The 12,503-nt window shown below is 31.8% G+C and carries 14 protein-coding genes; 12 read left to right on the plus strand and 2 right to left on the minus strand.

Annotated elements, in window-relative coordinates; all coding sequences use genetic code 11:
* Positions 1–98 precede the first annotated feature (98 nt).
* The 3 genes from CJ739_RS12450 (at position 99) to CJ739_RS12460 (ending at position 3,758) form a co-directional block, all read left to right on the plus strand.
* Positions 99–2,024, plus strand: coding sequence for a receptor L domain-containing protein (locus CJ739_RS12450; protein WP_117175835.1), 1,926 nt, complete (start codon positions 99–101; stop codon positions 2,022–2,024).
* Between the two features lie 324 nt (positions 2,025–2,348).
* Complete coding sequence (locus CJ739_RS12455; protein ID WP_117175837.1) at positions 2,349–2,966, plus strand: HEAT repeat domain-containing protein; 618 nt, start codon at positions 2,349–2,351, stop codon at positions 2,964–2,966.
* Between the two features lie 315 nt (positions 2,967–3,281).
* On the plus strand, positions 3,282–3,758 hold the full coding sequence (locus tag CJ739_RS12460; RefSeq protein ID WP_117175839.1) for an energy transducer TonB: 477 nt from the start codon (positions 3,282–3,284) through the stop codon (positions 3,756–3,758).
* Positions 3,759–4,604: 846 nt separating this feature from the next.
* Here the strand turns inward: CJ739_RS12460 and CJ739_RS12465 are convergent.
* Together CJ739_RS12465 and CJ739_RS12470 are read right to left on the minus strand one after the other, a co-directional pair.
* The gene (locus CJ739_RS12465; RefSeq protein WP_117175841.1) at positions 4,605–5,606 is read right to left on the minus strand and encodes an NADP-dependent oxidoreductase; all 1,002 of its coding nucleotides are present in this window, start codon (positions 5,604–5,606) and stop codon (positions 4,605–4,607) included.
* A 3-nt stretch (positions 5,607–5,609) separates the two neighbouring features.
* A complete protein-coding gene (locus CJ739_RS12470; protein ID WP_117175843.1) occupies positions 5,610–6,416 on the minus strand; it encodes an SDR family NAD(P)-dependent oxidoreductase in 807 nt (268 codons plus the stop codon).
* Positions 6,417–6,516: 100 nt separating this feature from the next.
* Between CJ739_RS12470 and CJ739_RS12475 the strand changes: the two genes are divergently transcribed.
* The 9 genes from CJ739_RS12475 to CJ739_RS12520 all read left to right on the plus strand — a co-directional run bounded on the left by CJ739_RS12475 (position 6,517) and on the right by CJ739_RS12520 (position 12,371).
* The gene (locus tag CJ739_RS12475; protein WP_117175845.1) at positions 6,517–6,927 is read left to right on the plus strand and encodes a winged helix-turn-helix transcriptional regulator; all 411 of its coding nucleotides are present in this window, start codon (positions 6,517–6,519) and stop codon (positions 6,925–6,927) included.
* A 264-nt stretch (positions 6,928–7,191) separates the two neighbouring features.
* Positions 7,192–7,725 carry a hypothetical protein gene (locus CJ739_RS12480; RefSeq protein WP_162880204.1) on the plus strand — a complete coding sequence of 178 codons (534 nt, stop codon included), beginning with the start codon at positions 7,192–7,194 and terminating at the stop codon, positions 7,723–7,725.
* A gap of 302 nt (positions 7,726–8,027) precedes the next feature.
* A complete protein-coding gene (locus CJ739_RS12485; RefSeq protein WP_236951501.1) occupies positions 8,028–8,366 on the plus strand; it encodes a hypothetical protein in 339 nt (112 codons plus the stop codon).
* Between the two features lie 225 nt (positions 8,367–8,591).
* Positions 8,592–9,008, plus strand: coding sequence for a hypothetical protein (locus CJ739_RS12490; RefSeq protein ID WP_117175849.1), 417 nt, complete (start codon positions 8,592–8,594; stop codon positions 9,006–9,008).
* A gap of 285 nt (positions 9,009–9,293) precedes the next feature.
* Positions 9,294–9,743 (plus strand): CPCC family cysteine-rich protein, encoded by a 450-nt coding sequence (locus tag CJ739_RS12500; RefSeq protein WP_117175853.1) that lies wholly within the window; start codon positions 9,294–9,296, stop codon positions 9,741–9,743.
* 125 nt (positions 9,744–9,868) lie between these two features.
* The gene (locus CJ739_RS12505; RefSeq protein WP_117175855.1) at positions 9,869–10,312 is read left to right on the plus strand and encodes a hypothetical protein; all 444 of its coding nucleotides are present in this window, start codon (positions 9,869–9,871) and stop codon (positions 10,310–10,312) included.
* On the plus strand, positions 10,305–10,865 hold the full coding sequence (locus tag CJ739_RS12510; protein ID WP_117175857.1) for an RNA 2'-phosphotransferase: 561 nt from the start codon (positions 10,305–10,307) through the stop codon (positions 10,863–10,865). The genes CJ739_RS12505 and CJ739_RS12510 overlap by 8 nt, the downstream gene beginning before the upstream one ends.
* A gap of 210 nt (positions 10,866–11,075) precedes the next feature.
* Positions 11,076–11,768, plus strand: coding sequence for a hypothetical protein (locus tag CJ739_RS12515; RefSeq protein WP_162880205.1), 693 nt, complete (start codon positions 11,076–11,078; stop codon positions 11,766–11,768).
* A gap of 123 nt (positions 11,769–11,891) precedes the next feature.
* On the plus strand, positions 11,892–12,371 hold the full coding sequence (locus CJ739_RS12520) for a hypothetical protein (RefSeq protein ID WP_117175861.1): 480 nt from the start codon (positions 11,892–11,894) through the stop codon (positions 12,369–12,371).
* The last annotated feature ends 132 nt before the right edge of the window (positions 12,372–12,503 follow it).

The raw sequence follows: 12,503 nt of genomic DNA on the forward strand, positions 1-12,503 counted from the left end.
AACAAAACATAAAAATCCGACTCTGTGTTAATCCGAAAAGTTAGCGCCTTTTTAAATGCTACGTTTCATACACTAACCATTAACTACAATTTAAAAAAATGAATATATTAAAATCCATTTTACTTGTAATACTAATATTAGGAATAAACTCATGTGGAAGTGAAGATCAAATAACAACAAGTGAACCTGTTGATGAAGTTGAACAAATTGTATGTCCACAAGGAGATATATTTATTAGTAACATAAAAGATTTAAATGACTATTTATTAAAGTACAAAAACTGCAATATAATAAATGGTAATCTTACAATTTTTGGATTATCCGATGACCATATTCAAATTAACAATTTAGATTTTTTGAAAAACCTTGAAACTATTAAAGGAGATATGACAATACACAATATTAATCATTTAGTAAATCTAGATGGATTAACAAAATTAACCTCCATTGAAGGGAACTTGAGTATAGACAAAAATAATTCATTAGAAAACATTAACGGATTTGCAAAATTAACCTCTATTGAAGGAAGTTTGAAGATTAATGAAAATCCTAACTTGAAAACCATTAATGGGTTTGAATTATTAAATACTCTTGCCATTAATTTAAATATAGACAAAAATAATTCATTAGAAAGCATTAATGGATTAGTGAAATTAGTTTCTATTAGAGGAAATTTAAATATTGAAAGAAACAGCTTATTAAATAATATTTCTGGATTTAATAAATTAAATTTAGTAAAAGGAAATATGAACATAGCATGGAATGGAGTTTTAAAAATGGTCGATGGTTTTTCAGAGTTAAGTTCAATAGAAAAATCATTTGATATTAAATATAATAATCTTTTGACTTCAATTGAAGGGTTTAATAAGTTGAAAATGGTTGGAGAGAATTTATTGATATTTGGAGGTTCTATAAATTTTGAAAATAACTCTTTTACAGATTTGACTTCAATTAATGGTTACTTTTTACTTTCTACTAACAATAATAGTAAACCAATTAATAGTTTTAATAAACTAGAAAACATTGGAGATTATTTACATATTACAGATTGTAATTCGGAATATATTGATGGTTTTGAAAGTCTTATAAATACAAATGCGGAAATTCTTTTTACTGGATCTGGATATAAATCAATAGTTGGTTTTAAAAATCTCACTACAGTTAATAACATTCTACGTTTTCATAGCACAAAAGACTTAGAACTTATTGATGGTTTCTCGAATTTACAAACTGTCAATGGAAATTTAGGTATAACATTTAATGAAAAGTTAAAAAGTTTTAATGGACTGAAAAATTTAACCTCTATAAGTGGAGATCTCATAATTAGTGCTAATAGTTCATTAAACTCTTTGTCAGGCACAGAAGGAATAACAACTATCTCTGGCAATATAGAGATAGGAGGAGATTCATTAATTGAAATTTCCCAACTAAACAATCTAGAAAATTTCCAAAATAATATCCTTATAATTGGAAGTCCTGATTTAGAAAGAATCACTGGTTTTAATGCTTTAAATTCTTTTAATTTTCTTTCTTTTTTCAATAACGATAGATTAGAAGTTATTAGTGGTTTTACAAATTTAAGAACTTTGAATGGTCTAGACTTTCAATCAAACATTTCAATATCAAATTTAGATGGATTTAACAATCTAACTAATGTTTTTGAATCTTTGACAATAAGTAATAGTAAGTTAATCAACTTAAACGGGTTTCAAAATTTAACCCAAGTAGGAGTAGTTTTTGACATATCAAATTGTAGATTATTAGAAAACCTTAATGGTTTAGAAAAATTGACTTTACCAATTGATTATTTGAGAATAAAAAACAATCCCTTATTAACAGATATTAATGGTATTAAAAATTTAACTTCAGTAGAAGAATCCATAGACATTAGTGGAAATACAAGCCTATCTTCCTGTTCTATAAATTTAATATGTAATCATATATCTAGCAATGGAATAATTGGGCTTTCATATAATTTAACTGGCTGCAATGATAAATCTGAAGTTCTAAATAATTGTAATTGAAAAAACTGTAGTTAACAATGATAGCTGTTGCACAACTCCTAATTTCAAATAAACCAATAAATTTAGACACTACTAAAAATATAAATCATTAAAAATAAGTAATTTACTGTTTGCCAAGCAACGATGATTTGAGAGGGATTAGAGAATTTCATGGTTGTGCAATAGGCACACCGTGTAAAAATAATTGCTTGGTTGTTGCCTACTCGGAAAATCCGCAGGATTTTCCTCTGGTTCGTTCCATTTTTAGTAAGTTAGTTGCTCGTACACGCAACTATTACACGTTATGCTATATATTAAATCAATGTTTAACCATATAAAATCATCATGAAAAAAACAATCTCATTATTATTCTGCATCTTATCAATTTCATTTAGCATTGCTCAAAAAAATAATTCTCAAAATTCCATCAAGCACATTGCCTTTACCGACCAAGACAATAAGGTTAGGCTGGAAGCTCTTAAAAAGCTGACTGACGAAAATGCTATTAAACACGTTGCATTTACAGACGAAGATAGTACAATAAGATTAGCTGCTCTGGATAAACTTAAAGACCAAAATTCCATCAAGCACATTGCCTTTACCGACCAAGACAATAAGGTTAGGCTGGAAGCTCTTAAAAAGCTGACTGACGAAAATGCTATTAAACACGTTGCATTTACAGACGAAGATAGTACAATAAGATTAGCTGCTCTGGATAAACTTAAAGACCAAAATTCCATCAAGCACATTGCCTTTACCGACCAAGACAATAAGGTTAGGCTGGAAGCTCTTAAAAAGCTGACTGACGAAAATGCTATTAAACACGTTGCATTCACAGACGAAGATAGTACAATAAGATTAGCTGCTCTGGATAAACTTAAAGACAAAAATTCAATTAAACATATCTCGAACACTGATAAAGACAGTAAAGTGAGATTAAAAGCATTAGAGCTTTTAAATTAACTTTTAGAAAAAAACACATAGCATAACACCGGTAGCTGTTGCACAACTCCTAATTTCAAATAAACCAATAAATTTAGACACTACTAAAAATATAAATCATTAAAAATAAGTAATTTACTGTTTGCCAAGCAATGATGATTAGAGAGGAATTAGATAATTTCATAGTTGTGCAACAGGCACACCGGCTATAATTTAACGTGGCAACTGTGCAAAAACCGAAAGTAAAACCTATATTTAAACTGATTTCTCTGCGGAATAGTCCTTCGGACGATTCCACGCCGAAATCATAGCCAAACCGTTGACAACATTTGAAATATGAAGAAACTTACGATATTAATTTTGCTTTTTACAAGCTTTGTGTTTTCTCAAAATAACTCATCTAAATATAATTCCAAAGATTCGATTGCTGGCGGAAAAATTGACAATATAAAACCTGCAAATGATTTGGGAAAAGATAGATTACCAACTTTTGCAAAATGTAAAGGGACATCTTCAATAGAAGAACAGAGAAATTGTTTTAGCAAGGTAATTTCTAGCACGATTTCAAAAAATTTAAGAATAAATAAATTTAAAGGACAAAATAAAAATATAGACATATTTGTTAAGATTGAATTACATAAAACCGGGAGGATAACTAATATTGAGTTCTTAAAAAGCAATGATGAATCAGGATATTTTGAGAATGAAGTGATTAGAGCAATAAATAGCTTGCCTAAATTTGAACCAGGAATTAAAGACGGTAAATTAGTTAGCGTACCGTATTCATTTCCAATTAAATTATCACTTAAATAAAAAAACGTTGTACAATAACTAGCGTTCGTGTGGTCGGTACGACCCAACATGAACGCCCTGTTGACTGAACCGGTTCTTAGCTCGTTAGACCAGCTCTTGAAGTCAGTGACTTTGTAGCACTATTAAAGAAAAAGTAAGCATATATAAGAAACTACATGTTACAATAAAGTGTAGTTTTTTAATTAATGGCTTATTAAAAAGTAATATATTGCATACATAAACGATATAACTATGATGGGGTTGCTGTTTGTTGTGGTTGTATGGGTGTTGGCAATAATTCACCACATCACAATCCGATTAATTCCTCGAGCTAACGAGAAAAAATTAATCTAAACATTGTTTAAAATTGATAGATTTGACAAAAATGTAATTAACTTAATATCAACAATAAAATTTAACTTAGTCGAGATTATAACTCAATAAAAAAATATGATACTTGGACTTATCATTATCGGATTAGGGATAATATTGATATTATTATATTTACCGAAGAAAGGAGAATGGGACAACCTTTCCGATAAAATTTGGATAATGTCAGATATAAGTAAATTGATTTTTGGAGCTTTTTGCGTATTATTAGGTTTAATTTTATTAATCAATTCGATATTTTAAAATAAAAAAACTAGGATAAAGATTTATAATTTGACAATAACTATTACCAACACCGTATATAAAAATTGCTAGTTTTATCCTAAACCAATGTGAGTTGCTCGTTTGCTAGCTTCCGATTTTCCTTCGGACACGAGCGCAGCGAACTGGCGAAGCAAAATCCTCGCACGCAAACACGCAACTTTCCACATACCAAACGTTAGCGGTAACTTTAACAACACCGCTCAACCGACAAAACTACTTGACTTTTACAATTACTTTCCCTTTGGCACGACCACTTGAAACGTAGGACATTGCTTCGTTCATTTGTTCAAACGAAAACACTTTATCAACTACAGGACGAATGACACCTGTTTCAATAAGCTTTCCAATTTCAGACAACTGCTTTCCGTTGGCTTGCATATAAAGAAACGAATAACCAACACCGAGTTTTTTTGCTTGACTTCTTACTTTCCTACTCAAAAAGAAAATCGCTATTTTCATAAACCACGACAACCCTACTTCTTTTGCGAAAGCAGGATCGGGCGGACCTGAAATAGAAACGACTTTTCCGCCTGACTTCAATATTTTCATGGATTTCTCAAGCGTTTTTTCGTCCTGACTGTTAAGCACCAAGTCGTAATCTTTTAGTATCGTTTCAAAATCTTGTGTTTTGTAATCAATCACAATATCGGCACCAAGACTTTTCACAAAATCAAAATTACCGGCACTTGCTGTTGTGGCGACAGTCGCACCCAGATGTTTTGCCAACTGAATGGCAATCGTTCCGACACCACCTGAACCTGCCTGTATAAATACTTTTTGATCCTTTTTGAGTTTTGCTTTTTCAACGAAAGCTTGCCAAACCGTTAAAGCAACCAATGGAATGGAAGCCGCCTGTTCCATTGAAATGTTTTTTGGTTTCAAGGCTACATCGTTTTCATTGATAGTAATGTATTCCGCAAACGCACCGATTTCGAAATCGGCAGGACGAGCAAAAATTTCATCACCAACTTTGAAACGACTAACTTTTGAACCCACTTTTGTAATGATCCCTGCGACATCGTGTCCTAAAATCAACGGAAATTTATATGGAAGTAACAACTTAAACTCACCACTTTTCAGTTTGACATCTAACGGATTGATACTTGCTGAATGGACTTGAACCAATACCTCATTTTCCTTAACAACAGGTTCGGCAACTTCAACCAATTGAAGTTTATCCGCTTTGCTGTATCTGTTTATTATAAATGCTTTCATTTCTTATTTTTTAAATTTATTTATATTTTTTATGATGGAATTTTCAAAGGTCTTAAATGAAAAATATTGTATAGCAGGAAATAACGAAGACCCCTTGCCTACGGGATTGTTAAATTTGGGGCTTTCATTTTCAACCAATTTCAACAGCGTTTCAACAACGGCAGTTGGCTCTTCGGATTTTGAAAATAAATCTTTTGTATAATCTTCAAGTGTTGTTCGATATTCATCATAATCACTTATTTTGTTTTCTGCAACTTTCGAGTTAGTAACTATATTGGTTTTAGACCACATTGGTTCTACCATACTTACTTTTATATTAAATTTATTCAGTTCAAAACGAAGGGCTTTGAAATAACCTTCTAAAGCGTGCTTGGATGCAGCATAATACGCCGCGCCTGGAAGACTGATTAAACCCATAATTGAACCTACTGTAACTATCTTACCAAAACGCTGGTTTCTAAAATAAGGTAACAGCTCATTGGTTAGCATAACAGTTCCCCAAAAGTTGGTTTCAAATTGTTGTTTGCCTTGAGTTATGGTAGTTTCTTCGGCAAGTCCAGACAAATAAAATCCTGCATTATTTATTAAAACATCTAATTGTTTTATTTCGGTAAAAAGTTGTTTTCCAAAAGATTTGATTGATTTATCATCAGTAATATCCAATGCTAACATTTTGAACGGCAATGAAGCCTGATTTTTATCAGGGTTGCGGCTTGTGCCAATTACATTGTAACCCCTTTTGTGTAGCTCTTTTGCGAGTAACAAACCAAAGCCCGAAGATGCTCCTGTTACTAAAATATTCTTTTTCATTTTTACTTATTTTGTTCTTTTATTTGTAAATTTGCTTGCAAATTGCAAGTACAAATATACAAACAACTTTCATAATGCAAGTTGTTTTTTAATTTATTTTATGAAAACAAGTAAAAAAAGATCAGACTGCCCATTAAGTTGCTCACTTGACATATTTGGCGACAAGTGGTCATTACTCATTATTAGAGACTTAATATTCGGAAATAAGTGTACCTACAACGACTTTTTAAAATCAGCAGAAGGTGTTGCAACCAATATTTTAGCAACAAGACTAAAAGACCTTGAAGAAAATGGCATAATTGAAAAATCTGCACACCCAGACAGCAAGGCAAAAAAATTGTACCGATTGACACCAAAAGGAATGGATTTATTGCCTATACTTATGGAAGTGTACGTTTGGTCTGAGAAATATTATGAAGTGCCAACTGACCTAAAAGCAACAATCAAAGAAGCCAAGAAGGACAAAGACAAATTTATAAAACAAGTAATGAAAGAACTGAAATCAAAATGACGAGAAAAAAAGCAGCAGCTAACACCAGCCCTATGAAAAGCACTAGCTAGTTTTTCGAAGTTAATATTTGTTTTTTAATTATCTCATAATGATGATTTTGTGGTGTTGGAATGTTAGTTTCCGATAGAGGAATTAACAGTAAAACTATTATAATTCTATTGGACACCTTATAAAAAGTAATATATTGGCATACATAAATCATATAACTACAATGGTGCTACTGTTTGTTGTGGTTGTATGGGTGTTTGCAAACATATAAACGAAATGCAGAAATTCTACTTTATTCTTGTTCTGATTTTAACATTCAGTTGTTCTCAAAAACAATCGGACAACAGAATTACGGAATTTGAAAAAGTTTTAGGAGAAAGACAAACAAAAGCTCTGAACTCACTCGTATCTGATTTTGAAAAGAACTTAACAAAAGTTTATTCTGATTTACCAACCGAAAAAGCTTATCGACAATATCTGACTGACTTAATTTCTAACTCAACAACGGATTGGGAAAAATTTAAATTTCAGTCCTATAAAACTAATACGGAATTTCATCAAAGCGGATTGTGGAGCGAAATTTACACTAAAGATTCGGTAAGTGGTTTGCAAGTAAATGGAATTGGAAAATATATGCAAGCACTTTACATTGTAAAAGACTCTGATTCTTTAATTAAAAAATATTGGGAGAAAAGAGAAGCTGCTGGAATGATGCAAAACGAATTAGTTATTCCAGGAATTTTGAGTTTAAACCCTGACTTTAACAACTATTTCCACAAGCGAATTGTAGTTGTTGAATTTAGCTTTTGATAAAAAAATACGTTTACTAACACCGGTAACTCTTGCACAAACCCATAATTTTATAAGAACAAGATATAAATGCGCCCTTTTAAGGACGTTTGCTTTTTAGGTAAGATATTGTAATCTAAGTTCAAGGCGCTTATAGCACAGTAAAATATGGCTTGTGATGGCTTTTAAGCAAAAAGCTGATGCCTTTATAAAACCATAGGTGAAAAAGTAATATATTGCATACGTAAAGAATATAACTACGATAGAATTACTGTCTGTTGTGGTTGTATGGGTGTTGTAGCACATTTGACCAAACCTCATAATTGGAATTAATTCAAAGACATATAAAGAAAATAAAATGGACAACTCGAATGGCGTTTGCAAGTTTAGTGATTCTAATTTTCACTCTTGTAATTAATGAATTTAGAGAACCATTACTCGGAATAAAAAAGGGTTACGCACCACATAATTTTGGATTTAACTTTATGTTTTTTCTGCCCTCTATGTTAATTGCTATTGGACTTGGATTTGCTGTAATTGGACGGACAATAAAGCATTGGAAAACTTGGACTGACTTAAATAAAAAATTGATACTATTGGGATTGTCAATTCCTTCAATCGGAATTTTAACTTTTATGATTATCAGAATATTTTTAAACTAAAAATATAAATTTTGGGATTTTATTTTGGTAGAGTATTTTCAACTTCATAAATTCCAGGCGGTTATATCGCAGTAAAACATGGCCTATGGTGGCTTTTAAGCAAAAAGCAGAGACCTTTATAAATCCATAGGTGAAAAAGTAATATATTGCATACGTAAAGAATATATCTACGATAGAATTACTGTTTGTTGTGATTGTATGATTGTTGGTAATAATTTAAACTGAATGTTAAATAATAATAGAAAGTCAATATGGGAATCTGCTTTTGACACTAAAACTGCATTTGCTAAAGTTATTTCGTTGATTGTAATTTCTATTCTGTTATTGATTTTCATTTCTGAAAAAATGGCTAAATATAATGACAGTTGTATTAGTTGGTTTGAGTATAGAAAAACTAAAAAAACCGAAGTAAAAAAAGAAAAGCCTATCAGATTTGAACATCTGGATGGCCATTATGCTATTTATTTTACTAATGACCGAGTTATATATTTTTGTGATTACTCAAAGAAAATTGACAACGACATTATGACTAAAAAAATATCTAAAGCAAAGAACAGTGAGCTCATACGTATTTTTAACGAAAATGATGTGGAAATTGATTCGTTTGTAACGGACTGGACAAATTGGACAGGATGGAATTAAAAACGATTGCCAACACCCGTAACCGTTGCACAAGCCCATAACTTTTTAAGAACAAGATATAAATGCGCCCTTTTAAGGGCGTTTGTTTTTTCTGGAAGATATTGCAATCTAAGTTCAAGGCGCTTGTAGCCCAGTAAAACATGACCTATGATGGGTTTTAAGCAAAAAGCTGAGGTCTTTATAAATCCATAGGTGGAAAAGTAATATATTGCATACGTAAACGATATGACTACGATGGGGTTGCTGTTTGTTGTGGTTGTATGGGTGTTGTAGTGCATTTAAAAAATGAATAGAGAATTAGAACAATTTTTTACAAGACGAGAGTATTTCAATCGGCATCTTCCGAAATTAAAAGGCGCTGACCGAAGAAATGATATCAAGAACCTCGGTAACACCTGTCCCTCTTGTGGCTATCCGACACTTGACGAAAGAAATACTTGGGAAATCTGTGGAATTTGTTTTTGGGAAGATGACGGACAAGATGACCAAGATGCAGATAAAGTTTATGGCGGTCCTAATTCTGACTATTCATTAACCGCACATAGGCTGGAATGGGACAAGAACTTAAAAGAGCTGAAAAAAGACTACACCGAAACTGCTCGAAATTTCCGAAGAATTGATGAGCTTATTGAACTAGACCAAGAATCTAATATTCCTGAAATTATGAAACTAATTGACAAGGTGTCCGACTGGTTTGACGAAGGAAGGAAAAGCGCACTACAACAAAACCTATAAGCAAGCGGGCGGACAGTGAAAAGCGAAACGATAAAACTATAAACCAACCTCGGGCTCGGCTGACAGGAAAGTGCTTCTAAAGTCGGCCTGCTCATAGCCAAACCGTTAGCCATTATTATAAAAAAATGAACGAACCGAAAGTTACAGAAATTAAACTTGATAAACACTTTAGATTTATGTACTCTAATTTTGTGATTTCAAGCCAGCAGAAATTATATTTAATATTAGCAAGAAAAGAAAATGATTTAGATGTAATAGAGTTCGATTTCTCAATCTATAAATATGGTTATCCAAATGATGAAGTTGGTCACCCTTTAATGAAGTATGGTCTAGGATTCTATGGTTTTTATGAAGTTGAAAATTCTAAATGGATTGAAGAATTAAGGTTAAATAATTCATATCACTCATCTCATATGGATTCAATTTACGACAAAAAACAACACTTTATTGCGAAATTTAAAGATGTAACCTTAGAAGTTATTTCATACGGATATGAATTAAAAACTATTACTCAAAACTATCTTATAGCCGAAACAATGAAAGAAATGAACATCTTAGATAATGATTGAGACGAGCGAAAATAATAGAATTAGTAAATTTCTGAGTTTAGTCCTTAGGCATAGTCCTGAAAAAATAGGTCTTGAACTTGATTCTGCTGGCTGGACAAATGTTGACGATTTATTATCTAAAATGAATTCAAGCGGACAATCAATTAATTTTGAAATTCTACAGTACGTTGTTGAAGCAAATAAAAAAAGTCGATTTGGATTTAATTCAGATAAAACACAAATTAGAGCAAATCAAGGTCATTCAATTGAAATAGAACACGGATTCAAATCGATAATTCCACCAGAGATTCTATATCACGGAACAGGAGAGAAATCCATTGAAAGTATTCTAAAAACGGGAATAGAAAAGAGAGACAGACACCACGTTCATTTAAGTGCTAATAAAGAAACGGCATTAAAAGTAGGGCAAAGACACGGAAAACCAGTTGTTTTAGAAATTTTGTCTTTAAAGATGGCGGAAAAGGGACACAAATTTTACCTGTCTGAAAACAATGTTTGGCTGACTGATTTTGTGCCAATTGAATTTATAAAAAGAAAAAATAACAATGGCTAAGATGGTAACCAACTTGGCAAAGTCTGTGGCTTCATAGCAATATTAAAGAAAAAGTAAGCATATATAAGAAACTGCATTTTACAATAAGGTGTGTGTTTTTATTTAATAGCTTATTAAAAAGTAATATATTGCATACATAAACGATATAACTACAATGGAGTTGCTGTTTGTTGTGGTTGTATGGGTGTTGTACAACGTTTGAAAAGAGTTTTGAAAATATTATTAATCCTCGCTTCGATTGGTGCAATATTCCTAATCGGATTTTTGGTTTTCGGAATTTTAGCTATTCAAGATAAGTATGAGCCTGAACCGATTCACAAGGAAATTCAAATTGTGGAATCAGAAAATGAGTCAGTTAACAATACTAAACTGATTTTATTCCTTGAAAATCCTTTAGACCTTCAAAGCTTCAAGAAGCTAAAAGATATTGACTACACGACAACAGGAGTTAGCAATGGAATGAACTATCACTTTCACCCAAAAATTAGTGATTCAATATTCTATACATACAATTACCCAAGCAAAAATTTTACGGACTCAAAAAGAATTGACCAAGTGGTTGTTTTTAAACACGGAAAAAATAAACATACCTACGATGATGAAACTGAAATTCTGATTGAATTACGAGTTTTTAATAAAGATTCGGATTTGGGAAAGGCTAATCTTGTTGGACTTTCAAAAACGGAATTGGAATCAGAATTTGGAACCGATTATCTGACTTTAAAGAATGGACTTGCTTATTCGAACAAAAATAAGGTTTTGATAATTGGACTAACTGACTCAATTGTTAATTCTTTTAATTATATAAGGTTAAATACCGAGAAAATCGACAATGATTTAATCGGACAAATAATAAAATCGAAAACCATTTACAACACCGGTAACCATTGCACAAGCCCATAATTTTATAAGAACAAGATACCTCTTGTAAATCCATAGGAGAAAAAGTAATATATTGCATACATAAACGATGTAACTACGATTGTAAAGCTATTTATTGTGGTTTTACGATTGTTGTAAACAATTATGAACGAACGCGAAGACTACTTTAGAATTTCCAAAAATGGACACATTCACACGATGAGTGACCGAATTCCATTTAACTGGAAAGAACTATTGATTTGGACTTCTACTTCATTCATATTCTTGATTTTGTTTTTAGGAATTGGAGTTGGAATTTTTGTTGCTATTTTGACTTTAATCGGATACGTTCTTTACCGATTTGCTTCGTGGATTTTCTACTCGGAATTACAAATTGACGAAAAAAGCGGAAAAATAACTCGACTGAAAAAAATACTTGACCGAACTCGAAAAACAGAACTGATTGCGGATAAGTTTGACCCAAACCGATTCGAGTACTCGGAATTAACTCGGAGCGGAAAAACAAAATTCTTAATGAATTATCGGACTCATAAAGATAATGAGTTACTCATTTTAAGAAACGAAAACGACAAAAAACTGATTGAAAATTATATAAAAGAAAAAATAACTGTTTACAATAACTAGCGTTCGTGTGGTCGGTACGACCCAACATGAACGCCCTGTTGACTGAACCGGTTCTTAGCCCGTTAGATCAGCTCTTTGGAGTCTGTGACTTCGTAGCAATATTATAGCTAAAGTAAGTATATATAAGAAACT

Origin of the sequence: Mariniflexile sp. TRM1-10, assembly GCF_003425985.1 — a bacterium.
Classification (GTDB): domain Bacteria; phylum Bacteroidota; class Bacteroidia; order Flavobacteriales; family Flavobacteriaceae; genus Mariniflexile.

Excerpts from the sequence above, each read along its gene's own strand:
- CJ739_RS12450 (WP_117175835.1), top strand. The coding sequence starts at position 99 with ATGAATATATTAAAATCCATTTTACTTGTAATACTAATATTAGGAATA.
- CJ739_RS12455 (WP_117175837.1), top strand. The coding sequence starts at position 2,349 with ATGAAAAAAACAATCTCATTATTATTCTGCATCTTATCAATTTCATTT.
- CJ739_RS12460 (WP_117175839.1), top strand. The coding sequence starts at position 3,282 with ATGAAGAAACTTACGATATTAATTTTGCTTTTTACAAGCTTTGTGTTT.
- CJ739_RS12465 (WP_117175841.1), bottom strand. The coding sequence starts at position 5,606 with ATGAAAGCATTTATAATAAACAGATACAGCAAAGCGGATAAACTTCAA.
- CJ739_RS12470 (WP_117175843.1), bottom strand. The coding sequence starts at position 6,416 with ATGAAAAAGAATATTTTAGTAACAGGAGCATCTTCGGGCTTTGGTTTG.
- CJ739_RS12475 (WP_117175845.1), top strand. The coding sequence starts at position 6,517 with ATGAAAACAAGTAAAAAAAGATCAGACTGCCCATTAAGTTGCTCACTT.
- CJ739_RS12480 (WP_162880204.1), top strand. The coding sequence starts at position 7,192 with ATGCAGAAATTCTACTTTATTCTTGTTCTGATTTTAACATTCAGTTGT.
- CJ739_RS12490 (WP_117175849.1), top strand. The coding sequence starts at position 8,592 with ATGTTAAATAATAATAGAAAGTCAATATGGGAATCTGCTTTTGACACT.
- CJ739_RS12500 (WP_117175853.1), top strand. The coding sequence starts at position 9,294 with ATGAATAGAGAATTAGAACAATTTTTTACAAGACGAGAGTATTTCAAT.
- CJ739_RS12505 (WP_117175855.1), top strand. The coding sequence starts at position 9,869 with ATGAACGAACCGAAAGTTACAGAAATTAAACTTGATAAACACTTTAGA.
- CJ739_RS12510 (WP_117175857.1), top strand. The coding sequence starts at position 10,305 with ATGATTGAGACGAGCGAAAATAATAGAATTAGTAAATTTCTGAGTTTA.
- CJ739_RS12520 (WP_117175861.1), top strand. The coding sequence starts at position 11,892 with ATGAACGAACGCGAAGACTACTTTAGAATTTCCAAAAATGGACACATT.